The following is an 18,834-nucleotide window of genomic DNA, read 5'->3' as shown; positions in this document are numbered from 1 at the left end:
AAGTCAGCTCCACCAGCAGGGCCAAAAACGTCCCATCCCCAGGGGGGAGGGTGGGTAGATGATGCCTAGAGTCTGTCAGGTTTAGTTTGAACCATAACCAGCATGCCTGAGATAGTTTGCGCACTCTTGCGGTGAGAATGCCGTGAGGAGCTGTCCAATGCGTCTCCATGTTTGTTCGACGGTTCGTTCTTCGGCTTTTCTGACAAGTGCCTTTAACTTTGCAAACATCATTTCGATAGGATTGAGATCTGGACTGTAGGGCGGCAGGAAGAGGATGTGGGCACCGGCATCCCGGATGGCATCGCGCACAGACTTTCCTTTGTGACTTCCCAGATTGTCGAGAATGACGACATCACGAGGCTTGAGGGTTAGAATGAGGGATTGCTGGACCCATGCCGTAAAGGCAACGCTGTTGATAGGACCATCGAGAACACACGGTGCTACGATGCTGTCGCGGCGCAGGCCAGCCAGAAAAGTCAGCGTTTTCCAGTGACCATGCGGCACCTTTGCGATGAGCGGCTCTCCGAGTTGGCTCCAGCCGCAGGTGCGCGTCATATTGGTCTTAACCCAGGTTTCATCAATGAAGACAAGACGATCGGGATCAAGTCGGTGCTGATGTGTCTTCCAGCGTGCTCGGAACCGTACAACCTTCGGCCTGTCCCGTTCGCATGCCACCAGTGTTTTTTTTGAAGGTTTTGCCTTCGCTACGCAGGAAGCGCCAAATCGTGTCGTGAGAAACATTGATCCCCGCAGCTTTCAAATCCGCAGACAGCGCACGCACCGTCCAGTCCGATTTGGCCACAAGCCGTTGACGCACCGCATCTGCTGTTTCGCCCCGCAGGATCGGTTTGACGTAGCCGCCTATCTTCGCAGGCATCAAGCCTTTGCCCGAACGGGCACGCTGGCCTATCCGAACTGCCGTGGCCGCCGACACCCCAAATCGCACCGCAGCAGCACGAACAGTCATACCGTCACTCAAAGCTGCTGCAATACGCATGCGCAAATCAAGAGAAAGAGGATGCACCATCATTGCTCGCCTCCAATCCAGAAATGAGTTTGAATCATAAATTCAATCAAAAGGGAATCCGAGCACGATTCAAATTAGCGCTGACAGACTCTAGACGGTCCATTACAGCCGTGATTTTCTTCTTGGCGCTCAGCGCACAGGCTTCTATACCGCGGCGATCATCAGGGGAACGAGTCGCATGGCATCAGATCAGAAGCACTTCGAAGTTGAATACGACATCGACGGAAAAATCGTCGATTTCCTTTCCCTTACCGCTCTTGATGTCACGCCTGAAGAACGTGTTCGTCAGCGTTATCTTCGCGTTTTGGACTTGCCCGGAAGAAGTGGAGAGCGAATCCCTAACCTTTGATAGGATTTCGCCCTATGACGAACACGAAGAAGAATTCACCCGGCCGCCACGCCAAGTTCACAGATGCTTTCAAAGCTGAGGCTGTCCGACTTGCGCGCACCAGCGGCAGGCCGTTGCGTGCAATATCCGATGATCTTGGCGTTGGGCTCTCGACGCTTGGGAAATGGGTGAGCGCCCACAAGGAAGCCGACCTGCTTTCTGGACCACACGAAGATACTGCCAAGGAACTGGCGCGTCTTCGCAAGGAAAATGAAATTCTGCGTCAGGAGCGCGATTTATTAAAAAAAGCAGCCGCCTTCTTTGCAAAGGAAACCATGAAATGAAATTCAAGGTCATTGCGGCAGAGAAGGCCAATGTTCCTGTTCAGCGTGCCTGCACGCTTCTGGGTGTCAGTGAAAGCGGATATTACGCTTGGGACATACGCAAACCAAGCCTGCGGCAAAGGACGGACATGGTTCTTTTGGCTCATATCCGGGCTCAGTTCACCACCTCACATGAAACCTATGGAAGCCCACGCATGACGGTGGAACTGAAGGAAGACGGGGTTTGCGTCGGTCGCCACAGGGTTGCTCGCATCATGCATGACAATGGTTTGAAGGCATTGCAGAAACGCCGATTCAAGAGAACAACTGACAGCGATCACAAAGGGCCTGTTGCCCCCAATATTCTGGATCAGGACTTTGCCGCCACAGGTCCAAATCAGAAGTGGGGTGTTGACATCACCTACGTTTGGACGACGCAAGGCTGGCTCTATCTGGCCATTGTTGTCGATCTCTATTCTCGACGTATTATCGGCTGGGCCACCAGTGATCGAATGAAGCAGGACCTGGCATTGACGGCATTACGACGGGCCATAGCCATCCGCAGACCGCCGAAGGATGTCATTCACCACTCCGACCGTGGTAGTCAATATTGCGCGACCGACTACCAAAAGCTTCTGAAAGCTCACGGGTTCATCCTGTCGATGAGCGGCAAGGGCAATTGCTATGACAATTCCATGGTGGAAACCGTGTTCAAGACAATCAAGTCAGAACTGGTTTGGCGAACTGTATTCAAAACAAGGACCCAAGCTGAAATCGCCATTGGACAATACATCGACGCCTTCTATAATCCAAAAAGAAGACATTCCTCCTTGGGCTACAAATGCCCAATTCAGTTCGAGAGCATCCCTCTCAAGCTGACACCCTGAAGAAGCCTTCGCTCTCCACTTTTTTCGGGCAAGTCCATGATGGCTCTTTCGCCGCCCGTGAACTCGCTCTGGCTTCTATCGACAAGCTCGTGCCGCTCATCGATGTCGAGGAGGGCAGCAGCGCGACCCTCAAAGATCTTCGACATGGCGCGCTGACGATTAGCGACAGTGTCGTCGATTTCGAAATTGTAGATCAGTCGCCGGATGCCGTCTTCAAACCCCGGGCTGCGCGCGATGGCCAGTTCGCCCCGGTAGTTCGCCCTGATGGCGTCGATGTGCGAGATCGGGACACGATTGTTGAGGAGATAGGTTAGGCCCGCGCAACCGCTCTCCAGCGTCAGCTCCGTCCGGCTCCCGAACTTCGCGACGAGCTGACAGGCCCAACCGGCCTCAAGATCGAGTTCCATCTCCTCGACATTCCCGCCACGGCCGTTGCGCCTGGCAAGCGTATTGATCTCGTCGAGTCGCTCGAGTTCTTTATCGCGCTCATGCTCGAACAGTTTCTGAAGCTGTTGCTTGGACATCATTTCCTTCGAGTTCAACTTCAATTCGGCCAGTCGCGTGTTGAGCTTCCGGCCAATGATCTGAGCCTTTCTATGGTCGGAACAATGAAGGCTGAGTGAAAGGCGGCTACCGGGACCGCAGTTGATGAGAGCGGCCGGGACGCGTGGCCGCCAATAGAAGATGTTTCCGCGGCGGATCAGATTCTCGACTTCGTGGCGCACGGCCATGACGAATGCCCTGTCTTTGCCCGGAGCTTTGTCCCTCGCGCTTGAACGGCGTGGGCATCACCTTTGGGCACCAGTTTTGGGCATCAGGTCGCCAATGATGCCAAAACGATATCCGGCACGACTGGAAAATCAAGGAATTAAGGGCTTTTAGGGAGAATTGGCTGGGGAACCTGGATTCGAACCAAGATTAACGGAGTCAGAGTCCGTCGTTCTACCGTTGAACTATTCCCCAGCAGGGGCGGCGTTGCCGTCTGATGGATGCGGCTTATAAACAAAAGCTGGTTGATTGCAACTGTCTTTTTGCAAAAAAGTGAACCGGTTCAGACAAATCGGTTTTGCAGCGGTTCCGCCCTTTGAGTGAAGCTGGTTTCGGCCTTGGTTGGCCGGGGAGGGTGGGGCTTAAAAAGCATTTGGAGAAGCTTGCCGGGCCTGCTACAATTTTACCAACGAAAATCTAAGGATCGCCAGCGGCATATCTGAAACGGAATTTCCTCTCGGGTTTTCCCATCAGACTTTGCGCGGCGCTATGGAAGACATCAGTGGTAGACCCTGGCAATGGCGGATTTCCGCCAGAAAACGGGGCGTCAACGTCAAACCGTACCGAGGGCAAGCCCTCGAGGCGCGGTAGGGGCAAGCGGAAAGGCCGGAAATCCGGGCCGCCAGCTAACCCCGTGACGCAAGACCGGACGGCTTTGGCCGAGCCGGATCGACGTCCCATACAACAAGATCAGCAGGCGGCCCAGCAGGCGCCTGGCCGAAAGCGAAAGCGTCGCAGGAAAGGCCGCGGCAACACATCGCCGGGGCAGGGCCAGGCGGTGCCGCATCAGGGCGTGGAAACGCAAGAGACAGTGGCTCAGGCTGAACGGCAGGCAGAGCGCCATCACCGCGATCAGGGCTCTGCCGGGCATGCGCCTCGCGAGGCAGGTTTATCCAATACTCAAGGGTCTAATGCTCAGGGGCATCATACCAAAGAATCCCATATCCAGGGAAATGTCCTTGCTGGCGAAACTGGTGGTGCGGCCAAAAAATCCACCAGGAAGCGGCGTAAGAACCGGGGCCGGCAGAACGCCCAGGTGCGTCCCTTGCAGCCTGGCCGCAGCGTGGAAGCCAAGCCGGCCTCTGCCAGCTATTGCCCGCCTGCCGTGGAGGGCCAGAAGTCGGTTGCCGGCTCTGGTGAGGCACCACATGGCCGCAGCCGCCATGGCCATGGCGGACATTCCCATGGTGGACAGGGCCATCACGGACAGCATAAGGGGCATCATTCCAGCCATGGGCCTTCCGACGACCATCCCGCCGATTTCTACGCGGCGCTTGATCTCGGCACCAATAATTGCCGGTTGTTGATTGCTCAGCCGACCCGGCCCGGCCAATTCCGGGTGGTGGATGCCTTTTCGCGCATCGTGCGTCTGGGCGAGGGACTGGCTGCGACGGGGCGCCTCTCGCAGGAGGCGATGGACCGCGCCATTGAGGCGCTGAAGGTCTGCGCCTCCAAACTGCATGGGGTGGAACTGCGCGGCAAACGGCTGATCGCCACGGAGGCCTGCCGGGCCGCCGAAAATGGCGAGGCATTTCTGGAGCGGGTGCGGGCGGAGACCGGGCTTGAGCTGGAAATCATCAACCGCGAGACGGAAGCGCGGCTGGCGGTGTCCGGTTGTTCCTCGCTGGTTGGACGCGAAACCCGTTCGGTCGTGCTATTTGATATCGGCGGCGGGTCCTCGGAAATCGCGGTGATTCGCATCGGCGACAACCGTTCCAGCCGTCTGGCCAATCACATCACCCATTGGACCTCGCTGCCGGTCGGGGTCGTCACCCTGTCGGAGCGCCATGGCGGTCGCGATGTTTCGCCCACGGTGTTCGAGGCGATGATTACCGAAGTGTCGGGCATGCTTGATCAGTTTGATTGCCCCTCGGTCGAGGCGCTTGGTCATTCTGCCGCCGATGTCGATTTCCACCTGATCGGCACGTCCGGCACGGTGACGACATTGGCTGGCGTACATCTCGATCTGCCGCGCTATGATCGCCGCCGGGTGGATGGGTTATGGTTGAGCGATGATGAGGTCTCGGCCATGCAGGCCAAGCTGCTGTCCTGGGATTACCAGAGCCGCGCCGCCAATCCCTGTATCGGCCCGGACCGGGCAGATCTGGTTCTGGCCGGCTGCGCCATTCTGGAAGCGATCCGCAGGCGTTGGCCCTCCAGCCGCATGCGGGTGGCGGACCGGGGCTTGAGAGAAGGGCTATTGACCGACATGATGGCCGATGACGGTGTCTGGCGACGCAATCGCACGCGACGCCCGCCGGGCAGCCGGGATCGTGTCCCGCATTTGTGACCGGACGTAATATTGAGGCATAAAAGTGTTACAGCGGATCGAAGTGCGGATGTACAGGGCGCTGTCAGGAGTTGAGCAGTAAGCATGACCAAACCACCTATTGGCGGCAACCGCACCGGACGAAAACTGGGCCAGAAGGTCAAGAAGGGCAAGTTGAAAGCGTCGTCGCGGCGCTGGCTGGAGCGGCATATCAACGATCCCTATGTGCAGCGGGCCAAGCTGGAGGGCTACCGCGCCCGTGCGGCTTTCAAGCTGTTGGAGATCGATGAGAAGCACAATATTCTCAAAGGCGCCCGACGCATTATCGATCTGGGGGCTGCACCCGGCAGCTGGTCGCAGATTGCCGCCAATGTTACCGGGTCCACCGATAGTGACATCCGGGTTGCGGCCATCGACTTTCTGGAAATGACCCAATTGCCGGGCGTGAAGATCCTGCAACTCGACTTTCTCGACCCCCAGGCGCCCGCCCTGTTGATGGAAGCGGTCGGCGGGGTGCCGGATGTGGTGATTTCCGACATGGCGGCACCCACCACCGGCCACCAGAAGACCGACCACATTCGCACCATGCATCTCTGCGAAGTGGCGGCTTATTTTGCCGTGGAAGTGCTGGCGGAGGGCGGGCATTTCCTGGCGAAAACCTTTCAGGGTGGCACGGAAAAAGACCTGCTCAACATGCTCAAGCAGAATTTCAAGCAGGTCATTCATATAAAGCCCGCGTCGTCACGTCAGGAATCGGTGGAAATGTTCCTGCTTGCCAAGGGCTTCAAGGGCAGGCGGTCCGGCAATGCGCTGGGTCATGAAGTGGAAGACGACGGTCCCATGCCGCATGATCCGCGTGAGGATGCAACGGCTGACGAGGATCAGGATTGAGAACCGGAAACTTGGTTCCTGGATTTGAGCGGGAATAGTCAATGCTGCTCTATATCACGCTTGGCTCCAACGACCTGGAGCGATCCGGACGGTTTTACGATGCCTGTCTCGGTGCGCTTGGCTTCATCCGCCGGGTGACGGAAAAAGACGAAATTGGATACTCTGCGTCCTCGGATGTGCGGTGTCGGTTCTGGCTCGTCAGCCCTTATGACGGCGGGGCCGCCAGCTTCGGCAATGGCTCCATGGTGGCGCTGGATGCTGGAAGCCGGTTGGATGTCGAGGCCTTTTATGCGGCAGCGCTGGCAAATGGCGGTTCAGATGAAGGTGCGCCGGGCCTGCGGCCTTTTCATGCGCATTTCTATGCCTGTTATGTCCGTGATCCCGATGGCAATAAATTATCGGCCGTCTGCGAGCGGCCTGAATAATTGGCCGCTGATTATCATTCCATCGACTCAATAGCCTGAAAACGGCCCCGTCTGCCTGCGAGCGGCGAAGTCGGAATATTGGCGCGATAGATAGCGCAGCGTGGCCATCGCATCGGCGGGCCTGCCGAAATAATAGCCCTGGCCCATGGTGCAGCCGAGGGCCAGGAGCCTTGTTGCTTCGCTAAGGGTTTCTATGCCTTCGGCCACCACTTCCAGCTTCAGGCCTTCGCACATGGTGATGATCGCCCGGACGATATGTTCGGAGGTGGTGTCGGTGGTGATCGCCGAGACGAAGGCTCGATCGATCTTGACCTTGTCAAAGGTAAATTCCCTCAAGCGTCCAAGGCTGGATTGGCCGGTGCCGAAATCGTCGAGCGAGATACGCACGCCTGCCGCGCGCAGTTCGGCGATGATCCGCCCGGCCATGTCGGCGGAACTCATCACAGCGGTTTCGGTAATCTCCAGTTCCAGCCGCGACGGGTCGAGGCCGACACTGTTGATGATGGACAGCGTGCGTGAGGCCGTGCCGGAATCGGTCAATTGCACCGAGGAAAGGTTGAAGGACAAAAACAGTTCTCGCGGCCAGGTCAGCGCCGCTTCCGCGGCCTTGCGCAACAGGGTTTCCGAGAGTGTGTCGATAAAGCCCCTATCCTCGGCCAGCGGCACGAAGATCGCTGGCGAAACAAAGCCGAGATCTGGATCGATCCAGCGGGCGAGCGCTTCGAAACCCAGAACCTTGCCATCGACAAGCGAGACGATCGGCTGGAAATGGGTATCGACGGCATCGTTGATGATCGCATTGCGCAGGGCCTGCTCCAATTGGGTGGAGCGGCGCATTTCCTGGGCAATTTCTCGCGAATAGACGGTTATCTGGCCGCGTCCACGCCGTTTTGAGCGATAAAGAGCCGTCTCCGCACTCTTCATCAGCGTCTCGAAATCGTCGCCGGCAAAGGGAAAGATTGCAAAGCCCAGCGAAGCCGAAAGCCGGACATTGCGGTCGCCGAGGTCGTAGGGCGCCGATAGCACGTCCTTGATCAGATTGCCGATCCGCTCGGCGCTGATCTGTTCGAAAATCAGCGGCAGGACCACGGCAAACTCGTCGCCATCGTGACGGGTAACAATGGCGCCATCGGGAATACAGGCTTTGAGACGATGGGCGACCTGACACAGAATTTCATCCCCCGCCAACGACCCGAATAGGTCGTTGATTGGCTTGAAACCGTCCAGATTGACCAAAGCCACGGTAAATGGTGCGGGATCGGCGGCGCGCTCCGCCGATAGGCTGCGGATTCGCTCCTGCAGCCTATGGTGATTGCCAAGCCCCGTCAGCGGATCGGTAAAAGCCTTGGCCTCTCCCTGATCGATGTCTGGCACTATGGTGTTGGCCGCACCCATTCATTATCCCAAAAAAAGTCATAGATCACGGAACTACCATGCGCATAAAAAATTAATAAAATTCTAGCGTTTAGCAGAGGAGGACTGTGGATTTTTACCCGTGATTTACTGCATACACCTCGAATCTGTCAGGTTCACATTAAACCAGTCAGACGGTTGTTATCCTTTGTGCTGCTTGTCTTTTCGTCATAATCAGCATTGGTGTCGAACACAGCGGACTGCCTGTCTCTTCCCCAGCCGCTTCAGCTTTCGACGAGGCCATCACGCCATTGCATGACGGCTTGTTTCGAGATGGCGGTCCAGAAGCTGTTCGATCATGTCGGGGCTGAGCGGCTTGACGATGACATCGTCCATGCCCGCGTCCAGGCACCGGCCACGGTCATGGTCGAAGGCTGGCACCAGCACGCCGATAATGGCCGAGCGGGGATCTCCGGCCCGCTGCCTTTGCCGCATCAGGCGGCAGAGATCCATGCCATTGATGTCAGGCAGCGAAATGTCCATGAGCACGATGGCGGGACGTTCGACCTGCCAGATTGCTAAGGCATCCGCACCATTGACCGCCAGCTTATAGCTGCGGCCAAGTCCTTCGAGAATTTGCGAAAACACGATCTGGTTGACTTCATTGTCCTCGACAACAAGGATTTCCACCGTCTTCTTCGGCGCGCGGACGATGCCTGCCGGGTGAGACCCTGTCCGCGCAGACGTCGTGGCCCGTGGCTGAAAATGCTGGATCAGCCGCTCTGCGACGCTGTTGCGATCAGCGACGAGGGTTCGCGTCGTATCATCGAGTGCAAGCTGCTCCCGGCTGACAGACATGGCTCTGTCTGTAATGATCAGGTCAATGGACATGGCCAGCGATCTGGCAAGTTCAATGACGGCGCGCAATTCGTAAGGGCTATGAACGATGCAGCGATCGCTTGCCTGTGGCGGCAGTACGCCCACGGCATTTGCGAGGAAAATCGGATCGCTGCTGGCAATCAACACACGTTGCCGCAGGCTGTCTTCTCGTGGAGGTTCGGTTGCCGGTTGCGGTTGTTTTTGCGGTGGAGATAGCGGTGAGGTGATGTGGTTTGCCGGGCCTGGTGCGTTTGTGCTTTCCGCCCGGATCGTCGGTCGAAGCAAATGGGCGGCGCCATCGACGCTTGCAAAGGTCACCACGCAAAAGCTGCGGTCGGTCTTGCCGATCCGGTTGATATAAGCAGCGGGTGTGGCTTGCGACGAGCCGGGATCGGCAATCCGGATGAAGCGCTCGCGAATACCGACCTGTTGCTCAGCCTGCTGCAAGCTGGCGAGGAAGCGGCTTTCAAGCAGATCTGCCGCAGGGCGGCCCAGAATGGCGTCTTCACTTGTCCCCATCATGGCGACGAATGCCTTGTTGATGCCAACCACGATGTGCTGGCGATCCCAGACCATGACCGGTTGCGGCAGGCTGTCGAGAATATTTTCCGTGACTTCGACCCGTTCCAGATCGGTGCGCCATTGTTCCTCACGCTTTTTCTGTTCGGTAATATCGGAAATCGCGCAAATGCCAAAGCCATTGGCGAGCCGTCGATTGAGTTGGCGCACTGTGCGCTTCTTGACGGTTTTGTCGAGTGTTTCGAACCGTTCGCGCCAATGGGCGGCAACCCGCTCGGCCAGCCACTCTTCTCTTGACGGCGGGTTGGGGGACAGGATGGCGCGGATGCAGTGATCGTAAATTGCGCCCAGGCAGTCACGTAGCCTGGTGCCCGCTTGCAGGTAGAATTCCGGAATTTCGAAGAAGTTCAGCAATTGCGGGCTTGCATAGACGATAATATCGTCGCTATCGACAACCAGAATCGCGCTGCCCTGCGCATCGCAGACGGCATCGAGAAGGCTATGCTCCAGAACCAGGGCGCTTGCCCAGGTCCGGTCCGTTGCCTGCCTGTCGCCCGGTTGCTTATGCATCTTCGCCTCCAAGGCGTTGCATCTCGTTCAAGATAAGCATCGGCCGCATTATCCTACCAACCTATGTTTACTGCATGGCCAGCCGGATCGGAATCGACTCCCGGTAGAAACATGCAGCCTATAGAACTTTCTTGCGTTTTCGTCGTGCCTCGATGATACCAAACAGTGCAGGAGTGGGTCACGCCAACCGGAGCAGCGGGTTTTCTTCGGCGACCACGATCAAAAACGATTAAAGTTGAATTAAGCCTATTGGTATTCGATTAATGCCCCCTTAATGACGGGGGCAAGAGGTCGGGAAAGATCGCGGTGAATTGCGCCCTTGCCGGGCTTTCTTCTTGGCCGACAATTGGCGACAATAAGCGTATGAGCATCAAACAGCTTTCGGAAACCTTGATCAACCAGATCGCCGCTGGCGAAGTGATTGAGCGTCCGGCCAGTGCCGCCAAGGAGTTGATCGAAAACGCTATCGATGCCGGGGCAAACCGCATCGAGATTGCCACGGCGGGTGGTGGCAAGGCCCTGCTGCGCATCACCGACAATGGTTGCGGCATGGATGGGCAGGATCTGGCGCTGGCGGTTCGCCGTCATTGCACCTCCAAGCTCAATGAGTCGTTGATGGACATCAAGAGCCTCGGCTTTCGCGGTGAGGCGCTGCCCTCGATCGGCTCGGTGGCGCGCCTGACCATTGCCAGCCGCAGAGCAGACAGCGCCAGTGCTTTCCAGATCGCGGTGGAAGGCGGCAAGGTTGGAGAGGTGCGCCCGGCACCCGGCAATCCCGGCACGGTGGTCGAGGTGCGTGATCTGTTTTTTGCCACGCCAGCCCGGCTGAAATTCCTGAAAACCGAAAGGGCCGAGGCCGCTGCGATTACCGAAATGGTCAAGCGTATGGCCATCGCCTTTCCGAAGATCCGCTTCGTCCTGTCCGGCTCCGACCGCTCGACGCTGGAACTGCCCGCCACCGGCGACGATCATCTCGCCCGGATTGCCCAGGTGCTCGGCTCCGATTTCCGGGATAATGCCATTGCACTCGACGCTGAACGAGAGGACGTGCATCTGGGCGGCTTTGCCGGTGTGCCGACCTTCAACCGTGGCAATTCCGCCCATCAATATGCCTTCGTCAATGGCCGTCCGGTGCAGGATAAGCTGATCCTCTCGGCCATTCGCGGTGCCTATGCCGAAACTGTGCCGCATGGCCGCTATCCGGTGGCGGTGCTGGCGCTGACGGTTGATCCGGCTCTGGTCGATGTCAATGTCCACCCAGCCAAGTCGGATGTGCGGTTTCGCGATCCCGGCCTGGTGCGCGGCCTGATCGTCGGTGCGATCCGCCAGGCCTTGACGCGCGAAGGCGACCGGTCATCGACGGCGGGGGCCAGCGCCATGCTGCGGGCCTTTCGCCCTGGTGCAAATGGCGGTTTTGCCGAAGGCGTGCAGGCGGCTGCGAACAATTCTTATGCACCCGCCTATGGCGCCCGGCCGCCACAGCCTGCGGGGTGGAGTGTCGATACGTCTCCGCACAGGCCACTTGATGGCGGTCAGAGCCGGTTCGATGGTCTGACGCAGCCAGCGGCCCGGGCGGATGCCCATGCTTTGCCCTCGCAGATCTACGAGCCTGTGGCGATGGCGATGGAAAGCGGTTCGTTTCGCCTCGGCGCGGCCCGGGCGCAGGTTCACGCCAATTATATCGTCGCCCAGACGCAAGACGGGCTGGTGATCGTCGATCAGCATGCCGCCCATGAGCGTCTGGTGTTTGAGGATATGCGCAAGGCGCTATCGGGTCGCAGATTGCCCAGCCAGGGCTTGCTCATTCCCGAAATTATCGGGCTGCCGGAAGAAGACTGCGACCGGCTGATGGATCACGCCGAAAACCTTGACCGGCTGGGCCTTGCTATCGAGCGGTTCGGGCCAGGAGCGATTGCCGTGCGCGAAACGCCTGCCATGCTGGGCGAAGTGGATGTGCCGGGTCTTGTCCGGCAACTGGCCGATGAAATTGCTGAATGGGAAACGGCGGGCAGCCTGTTTGCCCGGCTGGAACATGTGGCCGCTACCATGGCCTGCCACGGGTCGGTGCGCTCTGGCCGCCTGTTGCGGGTCGAGGAAATGAATGCATTGCTGCGAAAAATGGAGGAAACGCCCGGTTCCGGCCAATGCAACCACGGGCGCCCAACCTATATTGAACTGAAACTGTCGGATATCGAGCGGCTGTTCGGTCGCAGTTGACGGTTGATTGCAAGGGCAGTTTGTGTGCATTTATAGACGGCACGCTACTGCCGGTTCGGCACGCAACGGCAAGCAGTACTAAACGACAAGAACAAGAAGAGAGTTAGGACCACTCCATGAATCGCTTCGAAAGCCGTGGAAATCGCGAGGCCACGGTGAAATATCTGGATGCGGATTTCCAGATTACCTTTCCCGGCTCCTACGTGGTCTGCGCCATCACCGGCCGACCGATCACCATCGATGAGCTGAAATACTGGAGCGTTGATCGTCAGGAAGCCTATGTCGATGCGGCGGCTTCACTGGAAGCGGAAAAGCGCGCTGGCAATCTGCCGAACCAGAAGCGGTAAGGGCAAGCGCCGCGTCATTACCGAGACCTGCGAAAACGATCCTGCGCCTGGTCTATCACGCGTGCTGGGACCGCCGGATCGTCGAAGATCATCTCGATTTCGATCACGGTGGATTTGGCAAGAAGTTCCTGTGCCCGGTCCTGACTTGCGCCCCGTAGCCGGGCCTGATCCTTTGCGGTCGTGACCAGCAGAAGATCGTTGGCCTCAGCCTCTTCGATCAGCTCGGCAATCGCCGCAGCGGACAAGGGCTGGTGATCGCCAAACCCTCTGGCCACGACGATGTCTGCACCCATTTCGCGCAGGGTGCGGTAGAACTTTTCCGGATCGGCAATGCCTGCATAGGCCAGCAGGCGCTGACCCCTAAGGCTTGGGCCGGGCAGGGGATGAAGCTGAGCGGTCAATACCGGCTTGCCCATTCGGGCGGCCCGCCGCACCATCGGAATGGCGGCATCGCCTTTGCCAACCACCAGCAGCATGTCCAGCTTTTGAAACTGGATTGCCAGCGGCGCCCGCAATGGCCCGGCGGGAAAGACGAAACCATTGCCATCGCCTTTGTAACTGTCGGTCACCACCACGGCACAATCGATGCGGATCTGTGCGCTTTGAAATCCGTCATCCATGATGATCAGGTCGATGCCTTGGCGCTCCAATTCTTTGGCCCCGTCGCGGCGACGCGATGCCACCACTGTCGGCGCCACCGAGGCCAGCAGCAGCGGTTCGTCACCGACATCCTTGGCGGTGTGGTGGCCCGGATCGACCAAGGTCGTGCGGCGGACCGATCCGCCATAGCCACGGCTGAGAAAGCCGGGCTTCAAGCCCATGGCAAGGGCGGCCTTGGCCAGAGCCAGGGCCGTCGGCGTCTTGCCAGCGCCGCCAAGCGTGACATTGCCGATACAGATCACCGGTACCGCGGGAGCATAGGCTGAAGACCCGCGCATGCGCCGGGCGGCAATCCGGCCATAGAGGAAAGACAGCGGCCATAGCGCCAGGGCTGAAAATCCGGCTTTTTGCCACCAAAAGGAGGGTGCATGCAGCTTCATCGGCTGCCCCTCAACCCAGGACCTGTTCAAGTTCGGTAATGTCGTTCAAGCAGTAATCGCTTCCGGCTTCCAGCGTCAGGCGCGATCCGGTGCCAGTCAGCACGGCAATTGAAAGCCCGGCGCCTGCATTGCGGCCCATCAACAGGTCGTGATTATTGTCGCCGACCACGGCTACGTTTGCGGGGGCAAGGCCGGTCGCCTGGCAAAAGCCATGCACCATGCCCGGCTCCGGCTTGCAACCGAACCCGCTGTCGTAACCGGCAATGAAATCCACATGCGGCTCAAGCCCGAACCGCTGGACGATGGCACGGATCGAGCGCTCATTGTCAGAGGAGGCGATGCCGAGCTTCAGGCCGCGCTGTCGCAGCTTTGCAAACAGCGCACCAAGATCGGTCACCGGCACGGAAAGCTCGGCGGCATTGGCGAAAATCGCATCCAGCGCTTCGGTGAGATAATCAGCATCGAAGGGCGACCCCGCCTTGGCCAGTCCCTCGGCGATCTCACGGGCATTGCCCGCCGCCAGCAGACTGTCGGGGACGACATAACCGCTTTCTGGGTCCATGCCGCAGGCGCCGAGCAATTGATCGGCCAGCGTCTGGTCGCCATCGGCGGCCATCAGCGCCAGTTGCCGGTTCACCGGCGCCCAACTGGCGTCGTAATCCAACAGCGTGCCATCCTTGTCGAACAGAATTCCGCCAATTGTAGAGGCTGATCGGGCAACGTCATCGGTCACAGTGCCACTCCCTATCATTCGCCCGCTGCCGTCTTCGGTTCGAGACGGGCCTTGACGGTCAAGGGATTGATATAGGGTTCCATCGCCTTGATGGTCGCCGTCAGCGCACCGCGCATGTCCTGCACGGCTTCCATGCCGGAATCGGACATTTTGTGACGCGCCAGATGGTTATTCATCAGGAAATGTACGGCTTTCGCCAGGGTTTCGGCGTCGCGCACCACGCGGGCGGCACCATGGCGCACCAGGCGCTGGTAGCTTTCACGGAAATTTTCCACATGTGGGCCGCTCAGCACTGCGCAGCCCAGCACGGCAGGCTCCATCGGGTTGCCGCCGCCGCCTTCCTTCATCATCGAGCGACCGACGAAGGCGATATCCGTCAGCCGCAGATAAAGCCCCATTTCGCCGATCGTATCACCCAGAAACACATCTGTCTGCGGCGTGATCGGATCGTTGCGGCTGCGGCGGGCAACCGTCAGGCCCTGTTCGATCATCATTGCCTCGATGGCATCGGCCCGTTCCGGATGGCGTGGCACGACGATACTAAGCTGGCCCATATGGGCTTTCAGGGCGCGGTGGACCATGGCGGCGATCTTTTCCTCGCCCTCGGCGGTGGAAATGGCCGCCCAGGTCTTGCGATGGCCAATCTGCCGCTCATAGCTGGTCAGTAGGCTGCTGTCGCAGGGTGGAGCATCCGTGTCCACCTTGATATTGCCGGAAACGCTGACCGGCCAGGCACCGAGATCGCGGAACCGCTCGGCATCGACATCCGATTGCGCCACGACCATGGCAAGCTTGGAAAACAGCGAAGACGCCACATTGGGATGGCGCTGCCAGCGGGCAAAGGAGCGGTCGGAAATCCGGGCATTGACCAGGATCTGCGGGATCTGCCGGTCATGCAGGTCTTGAAGCATGGTCGGCCAGATCTCGGATTCGACGCCGATCATCATGTCCGGCTGCCAATAATCGAGAAACCGGCGCACGGCGGGCACGGCATCGATTGGCACATATTGGTGGATGACGCCGTCCTGAAGACGGTCGCTGGCAATCTGGGCCGAGGTTGTCGTACCCGTGGTCAGGAGAACATTGATCTCGCAGCGGCGCAGTTCCCGCATCAGAGCCGTTACCGCCATCATCTCGCCGACGCTGGCGGCATGAACCCAGACCAGCGGCCCGCGGGGCCGGTTGGCGGCGGCATAGCCGACCCGTTCCAGCCGCCGGGTGCGATCTTCCTTGCCTTTGGCGGCGCGAATGGACAGGAAAAGTCCTGCACACGGAAAGGCGACGATCCCTGCCCAGCGATAGGCGGTCAGTGCGATGCGTGCCAATGCGCTCATCCTTCTCCAACCTTAAATACGCCAGAGGGTCATGGCTGCGAGGCCGCGATCCGTCATCAAGCGTGTTTTTATCCGCAAACCGTCATGGTCCGTGGCGGCACCAAATGTCAGTCAAGTCTACGCTTCATCCGAAGCGCCATGGAAGATGACGCTTCGAGCCTTGGTATTATTGTTCGCCAGGGGTCAGCAGGCGATGCATATGCACAATGAAATACCGCATATGGGCATTGTCGACTGTCTGCTGCGCTTTGCTTTTCCATGCGGAAAGTGCCGTTGCATAATCAGGGAAGATCCCGACGATGTCCAATTCTTCAAGATTGCGGAATTGAACCTCGGCCAGATTGCTCAACTCTCCGCCGAACACCAGATGCAGAAGCTGTTTCCTGTCGTTTTTCTCGGTCATCTCATCTTTCCCATCATCATTCTCCCGCAGATGTCATCTGCTTGATTTTTACAGCAAGGTCAACCGCCGCCGCCCGACCTGCCATGCCGAGCGTTGGGTTGTTCATCCTGCATCTTATCGGCCCTTGTCGGATGCAGTCTCCGGTCCTGCCGAAAAGGCGGTCAGTAGTTCCGGCAGGACGGCGTTTGATCCGGCCAGAAGATGGCCGTGGCGCACCTGTGGCCGGTTGTAGAGTAGCGGCTTGCCGTGGATGTCGGTCAGCGCTCCGCCAGCCCGTTCAAGAATAAGGTCGGCTGCGGCCAGGTCCCAGTCATGGGAGTTTTTCATCACCAGCGTCGCATCGATCCGCCCGTCCGCCACCAGTGCCAGCCGATAGGCGAGCGAAGGAATATGAGCGACCCGTTCCAGCCGCTCGCGCACGCCGTCTCGAAAGGCCTTGAGCAATTCGGCAGGTGTCGCCACCCGCAGGCTTTGATGAGGCAGGCGGTCGGCGACAGTAATCACTTCGCCGTTCAAGGTAGCTTGCCCCTCGGCGGTTGCCAGAAAGGTTTCGCCAAGGGCAGGCGCGACCAGGACAGCCGCCACTGGACGGCCACGATGTACGACCGCAACGGACACGCACCAGGTTTTTTCCTTGGCCAGAAAGGCGCGGGTGCCATCGATCGGATCAATCACAAAGACGCTGTCGCGGCTCAGCCGGCTTTCATCGTCGTCATTTTCCTCCGAAAGCCAGCCATAGGAGGGACGTGCGCCGCGCAGGATCTTTTCCAGCAGGCTATTGGCGGCATAGTCTGCGGCGCTGACCGGTGATTGGCCCTCGTTTTTCCACCAGACATCCGGATCAGCCCCGAAATAGGTCAGCGCCACCTCGCCAGCCTGTCGTGCGGCCTCGGCAATGAGGTCGAGATCGGCTTGAAGATCTGGCATTTGGCTTGTGCTGCTCACCCTTTACGGTCCTTGTTGATATGGTTATTTCCCGGCAATCGTCAGGCCTTCGATGGCAAGTGTCGGAGCTGCGACGCCGAATTTGCGGTCGATGTCATTGGCTGGCGTCATCGCCATGAACATCTGCTTCAGGTTGGACGCAATCGTCACTTCCGAAACCGGATAGGTCAGTTCGCCATTCTCGATCCAGAAACCGGAGGCCCCTCGGCTGTAATCGCCGGTGATCATGTCAACCCCATGGCCGATCATGTCGGTAATGTAAAATCCACTGGAAATGCCTGATATCAGCGCCTCCGGCGTGATGTCGCCCGGCTCCAGCGCCAGATTGGAGGAAGAGGGCGAGACGGACGTGCCGCCGCGCGCGCCGCGCCCATTGGTCTTCAAGCCCAGTTCGCGCGCCGCCGATGTGGAGAGGAACCAATGGCGCAAAACGCCATCCTCGATCATCGTCAGCGGCTTGCCCATCACCCCTTCGCCATCGAAAGGACGCGAGGACGAACCACGCACCCGGGTCGGATCGTCGGTGATGCTGAGACCGGATTTCAGCACCTGCTGGCCCATGCGGTCGCGCAGGAAGGAGGTTTTACGGGCCACGGCAGCGCCATTGATGGCACCGGAGATATGGCCAACAAAGCCGCGTGCGACGCGCGGATCGAGCACAACCGTCAGGTTTTTGGCAGTGTCGGCCTTGCGCGGGTTGATCCGGCGCACCGTGCGCTCGCCTGCGCGTCTGCCGATCTCTTCCGGGCTGTCCAGCTCGGCGAAATACAGGCGGCTGTCGTAATCGTGGTCGCGTTCCATCGACGTGCCTTCGCCAGCGATCACCCCGGTCGAGCGGGAAAACCGCGAGGCCTGGTAGTGGCCGGAAAAGCCGTGCGAGGTCACGAGAACCAGCCCGCCCATGCCTGCCGATGCGCTGGCCCCCAGCGAATTGCTGACGCCATTGACGGCAAGAGCCGCCTCTTCCATGGCAAGAGCTGCGTCGCGCAGCGCATCGCTCGACACCTCGGTTGGGTCGTAAAGTTGCAGATCCGGATAGGTCCTTGCCAGATCCTCTTCATCGGCAAGGCCGGTATAGGGGTCTTCCGGCGAAACCCTCGCCATGGCAACGGCGCGTTCGGCCAGCGCCGTCAGGTCGAAGCCCGGATTGGCCGAGACGGAGGCGACGCGGTTGCCGATAAACACCCGCAGCGAAAAATCATCGCTTTCCGAGGATTCTGTCTGCTCGACTTTGCCCAGCCGCACGCTGACCGAATGGGCGCGGGAGCGCACCACAACGGCATCGGCCCGCTCTGCTCCGGCTTTGCGGGCCAGATCGACCAGTTGATGGGCGCGCGACAAAAGATGTTCGGGGGAATTTTCAGATGACATGGCTTGGCCTTTCTCGTCACCTTCCTTTACTGCATAATTCCGTAAACCGGAATCGGTTTGAGGAGAAAATTATGCAGCAGGGATAAAGTGCTATAGCGACCTGATTGCACTCGATAGGGTGCGATGACGTCGCTATAGTTTGCATTCCCTTCCGCATCAAGGGCAGACCAGTCGAACCCTGCGATAGAAGGCTTGCACCGGAAAG

17 protein-coding genes and 1 tRNA gene are annotated in these 18,834 nt (G+C 58.9%); 7 read left to right on the top strand and 11 right to left on the bottom strand.

All coding sequences use genetic code 11. The annotated features are described in order from the left end of the window. Positions 1 to 81 precede the first annotated feature (81 nt). Positions 82 to 1,027, bottom strand: a protein-coding gene (locus tag H1Y61_RS16155; RefSeq protein ID WP_180574535.1) for an IS630 family transposase whose coding sequence is annotated in 2 segments (ribosomal slippage) — positions 82 to 687 and positions 689 to 1,027 — 945 coding nt in all. Because the reading frame shifts where the segments join, the coding sequence is not laid out codon by codon here. A 178-nt stretch (positions 1,028 to 1,205) separates the two neighbouring features. Here H1Y61_RS16155 and H1Y61_RS16150 point away from each other — a divergent pair. Both H1Y61_RS16150 and H1Y61_RS16145 read left to right on the top strand, forming a co-directional pair. Next, on the top strand, positions 1,206 to 1,376 hold the full coding sequence (locus tag H1Y61_RS16150) for a hypothetical protein (RefSeq protein ID WP_180573202.1): 171 nt from the start codon (positions 1,206 to 1,208) through the stop codon (positions 1,374 to 1,376). Positions 1,377 to 1,390: 14 nt separating this feature from the next. Beyond that, positions 1,391 to 2,565 (top strand): IS3 family transposase gene (locus H1Y61_RS16145; protein WP_235680773.1). Its coding sequence is split into 2 segments (ribosomal slippage): positions 1,391 to 1,667 and positions 1,667 to 2,565, totalling 1,176 coding nucleotides; the frame shifts between segments, so codons are not numbered across the junction. Here the strand turns inward: H1Y61_RS16145 and H1Y61_RS26710 are convergent. Together H1Y61_RS26710 and H1Y61_RS16135 are read right to left on the bottom strand one after the other, a co-directional pair. After that, positions 2,529 to 3,296, bottom strand: a complete 768-nt coding sequence (locus tag H1Y61_RS26710) for a DUF6538 domain-containing protein (protein ID WP_235680772.1) — start codon at positions 3,294 to 3,296, stop codon at positions 2,529 to 2,531. The genes H1Y61_RS16145 and H1Y61_RS26710 overlap by 37 nt on opposite strands. Before the next feature lie 158 nt (positions 3,297 to 3,454). Further along, a tRNA-Gln gene (locus H1Y61_RS16135) sits at positions 3,455 to 3,528 on the bottom strand. A gap of 307 nt (positions 3,529 to 3,835) precedes the next feature. On the opposite strand from H1Y61_RS16135, the gene H1Y61_RS16130 reads away from it, so the two are divergent. From H1Y61_RS16130 to H1Y61_RS16120, 3 genes are all read left to right on the top strand, one after another. Continuing rightward, entirely contained in the window at positions 3,836 to 5,623 is a 1,788-nt protein-coding gene (locus H1Y61_RS16130) for a Ppx/GppA phosphatase family protein (protein WP_180573201.1), read from the top strand. 84 nt (positions 5,624 to 5,707) lie between these two features. Next, entirely contained in the window at positions 5,708 to 6,493 is a 786-nt protein-coding gene (locus H1Y61_RS16125) for an RlmE family RNA methyltransferase (RefSeq protein ID WP_015915050.1), read from the top strand. Positions 6,494 to 6,534: 41 nt separating this feature from the next. Beyond that, on the top strand, positions 6,535 to 6,918 hold the full coding sequence (locus H1Y61_RS16120; RefSeq protein WP_180573200.1) for a VOC family protein: 384 nt from the start codon (positions 6,535 to 6,537) through the stop codon (positions 6,916 to 6,918). 27 nt (positions 6,919 to 6,945) lie between these two features. Here H1Y61_RS16120 and H1Y61_RS16115 read toward each other — a convergent pair whose 3' ends face one another. Beyond that, a complete protein-coding gene (locus H1Y61_RS16115) occupies positions 6,946 to 8,313 on the bottom strand; it encodes a putative bifunctional diguanylate cyclase/phosphodiesterase (RefSeq protein WP_041696256.1) in 1,368 nt (455 codons plus the stop codon). A 261-nt stretch (positions 8,314 to 8,574) separates the two neighbouring features. Then, positions 8,575 to 10,239: a response regulator gene (locus tag H1Y61_RS16110; protein WP_180573199.1), complete on the bottom strand. Its 1,665-nt coding sequence runs from the start codon at positions 10,237 to 10,239 to the stop codon at positions 8,575 to 8,577. 363 nt (positions 10,240 to 10,602) lie between these two features. Here H1Y61_RS16110 and mutL point away from each other — a divergent pair, with 363 nt between their 5' ends. Beyond that, positions 10,603 to 12,456, top strand: coding sequence for a DNA mismatch repair endonuclease MutL (gene mutL / locus H1Y61_RS16105; protein WP_180573198.1), 1,854 nt, complete (start codon positions 10,603 to 10,605; stop codon positions 12,454 to 12,456). Between the two features lie 116 nt (positions 12,457 to 12,572). After that, a complete protein-coding gene (locus H1Y61_RS16100) occupies positions 12,573 to 12,803 on the top strand; it encodes a DUF2093 domain-containing protein (protein ID WP_015915055.1) in 231 nt (76 codons plus the stop codon). A 17-nt stretch (positions 12,804 to 12,820) separates the two neighbouring features. Here H1Y61_RS16100 and lpxK read toward each other — a convergent pair whose 3' ends face one another. The 6 genes from lpxK to H1Y61_RS16070 all read right to left on the bottom strand — a co-directional run bounded on the left by lpxK (position 12,821) and on the right by H1Y61_RS16070 (position 18,629). Then, the gene (gene lpxK, locus H1Y61_RS16095; RefSeq protein ID WP_180573197.1) at positions 12,821 to 13,843 is read right to left on the bottom strand and encodes a tetraacyldisaccharide 4'-kinase; all 1,023 of its coding nucleotides are present in this window, start codon (positions 13,841 to 13,843) and stop codon (positions 12,821 to 12,823) included. Between the two features lie 10 nt (positions 13,844 to 13,853). After that, on the bottom strand, positions 13,854 to 14,594 hold the full coding sequence (locus H1Y61_RS16090) for an HAD family hydrolase (RefSeq protein ID WP_180573196.1): 741 nt from the start codon (positions 14,592 to 14,594) through the stop codon (positions 13,854 to 13,856). Further along, a complete protein-coding gene (gene waaA, locus H1Y61_RS16085; RefSeq protein WP_180573195.1) occupies positions 14,591 to 15,910 on the bottom strand; it encodes a lipid IV(A) 3-deoxy-D-manno-octulosonic acid transferase in 1,320 nt (439 codons plus the stop codon). Before waaA ends, H1Y61_RS16090 begins: the two co-directional genes overlap by 4 nt. Positions 15,911 to 16,076: 166 nt before the next feature. After that, positions 16,077 to 16,313 carry a DUF4170 domain-containing protein gene (locus tag H1Y61_RS16080; protein WP_070151784.1) on the bottom strand — a complete coding sequence of 79 codons (237 nt, stop codon included), beginning with the start codon at positions 16,311 to 16,313 and terminating at the stop codon, positions 16,077 to 16,079. Between the two features lie 114 nt (positions 16,314 to 16,427). After that, positions 16,428 to 17,240 carry a 3'(2'),5'-bisphosphate nucleotidase CysQ gene (locus H1Y61_RS16075; RefSeq protein ID WP_180573194.1) on the bottom strand — a complete coding sequence of 271 codons (813 nt, stop codon included), beginning with the start codon at positions 17,238 to 17,240 and terminating at the stop codon, positions 16,428 to 16,430. Positions 17,241 to 17,282: 42 nt separating this feature from the next. Next, positions 17,283 to 18,629, bottom strand: a complete 1,347-nt coding sequence (locus H1Y61_RS16070) for a TldD/PmbA family protein (protein ID WP_180573193.1) — start codon at positions 18,627 to 18,629, stop codon at positions 17,283 to 17,285. Positions 18,630 to 18,834: the final 205 nt, after the last annotated feature.

Source organism: Agrobacterium vitis (assembly GCF_013426735.1).
GTDB classification, from domain to species: Bacteria; Pseudomonadota; Alphaproteobacteria; order Rhizobiales; family Rhizobiaceae; genus Allorhizobium; species Allorhizobium vitis_D.
Note: the sequence above shows the minus strand (reverse complement) of the source record. Positions and strands in the feature narration are given on the sequence as shown.

Excerpts from the sequence above, each read along its gene's own strand:
- H1Y61_RS16125 (WP_015915050.1), top strand. The coding sequence starts at position 5,708 with ATGACCAAACCACCTATTGGCGGCAACCGCACCGGACGAAAACTGGGC.
- lpxK (WP_180573197.1), bottom strand. The coding sequence starts at position 13,843 with ATGAAGCTGCATGCACCCTCCTTTTGGTGGCAAAAAGCCGGATTTTCA.
- H1Y61_RS16110 (WP_180573199.1), bottom strand. The coding sequence starts at position 10,239 with ATGCATAAGCAACCGGGCGACAGGCAGGCAACGGACCGGACCTGGGCA.
- H1Y61_RS16075 (WP_180573194.1), bottom strand. The coding sequence starts at position 17,240 with ATGCCAGATCTTCAAGCCGATCTCGACCTCATTGCCGAGGCCGCACGA.
- H1Y61_RS16090 (WP_180573196.1), bottom strand. The coding sequence starts at position 14,594 with ATGATAGGGAGTGGCACTGTGACCGATGACGTTGCCCGATCAGCCTCT.
- H1Y61_RS16100 (WP_015915055.1), top strand. The coding sequence starts at position 12,573 with ATGAATCGCTTCGAAAGCCGTGGAAATCGCGAGGCCACGGTGAAATAT.
- mutL (WP_180573198.1), top strand. The coding sequence starts at position 10,603 with ATGAGCATCAAACAGCTTTCGGAAACCTTGATCAACCAGATCGCCGCT.
- H1Y61_RS16070 (WP_180573193.1), bottom strand. The coding sequence starts at position 18,629 with ATGTCATCTGAAAATTCCCCCGAACATCTTTTGTCGCGCGCCCATCAA.
- H1Y61_RS26710 (WP_235680772.1), bottom strand. The coding sequence starts at position 3,296 with ATGGCCGTGCGCCACGAAGTCGAGAATCTGATCCGCCGCGGAAACATC.
- H1Y61_RS16115 (WP_041696256.1), bottom strand. The coding sequence starts at position 8,313 with ATGGGTGCGGCCAACACCATAGTGCCAGACATCGATCAGGGAGAGGCC.
- waaA (WP_180573195.1), bottom strand. The coding sequence starts at position 15,910 with ATGAGCGCATTGGCACGCATCGCACTGACCGCCTATCGCTGGGCAGGG.
- H1Y61_RS16120 (WP_180573200.1), top strand. The coding sequence starts at position 6,535 with ATGCTGCTCTATATCACGCTTGGCTCCAACGACCTGGAGCGATCCGGA.
- H1Y61_RS16080 (WP_070151784.1), bottom strand. The coding sequence starts at position 16,313 with ATGACCGAGAAAAACGACAGGAAACAGCTTCTGCATCTGGTGTTCGGC.
- H1Y61_RS16150 (WP_180573202.1), top strand. The coding sequence starts at position 1,206 with ATGGCATCAGATCAGAAGCACTTCGAAGTTGAATACGACATCGACGGA.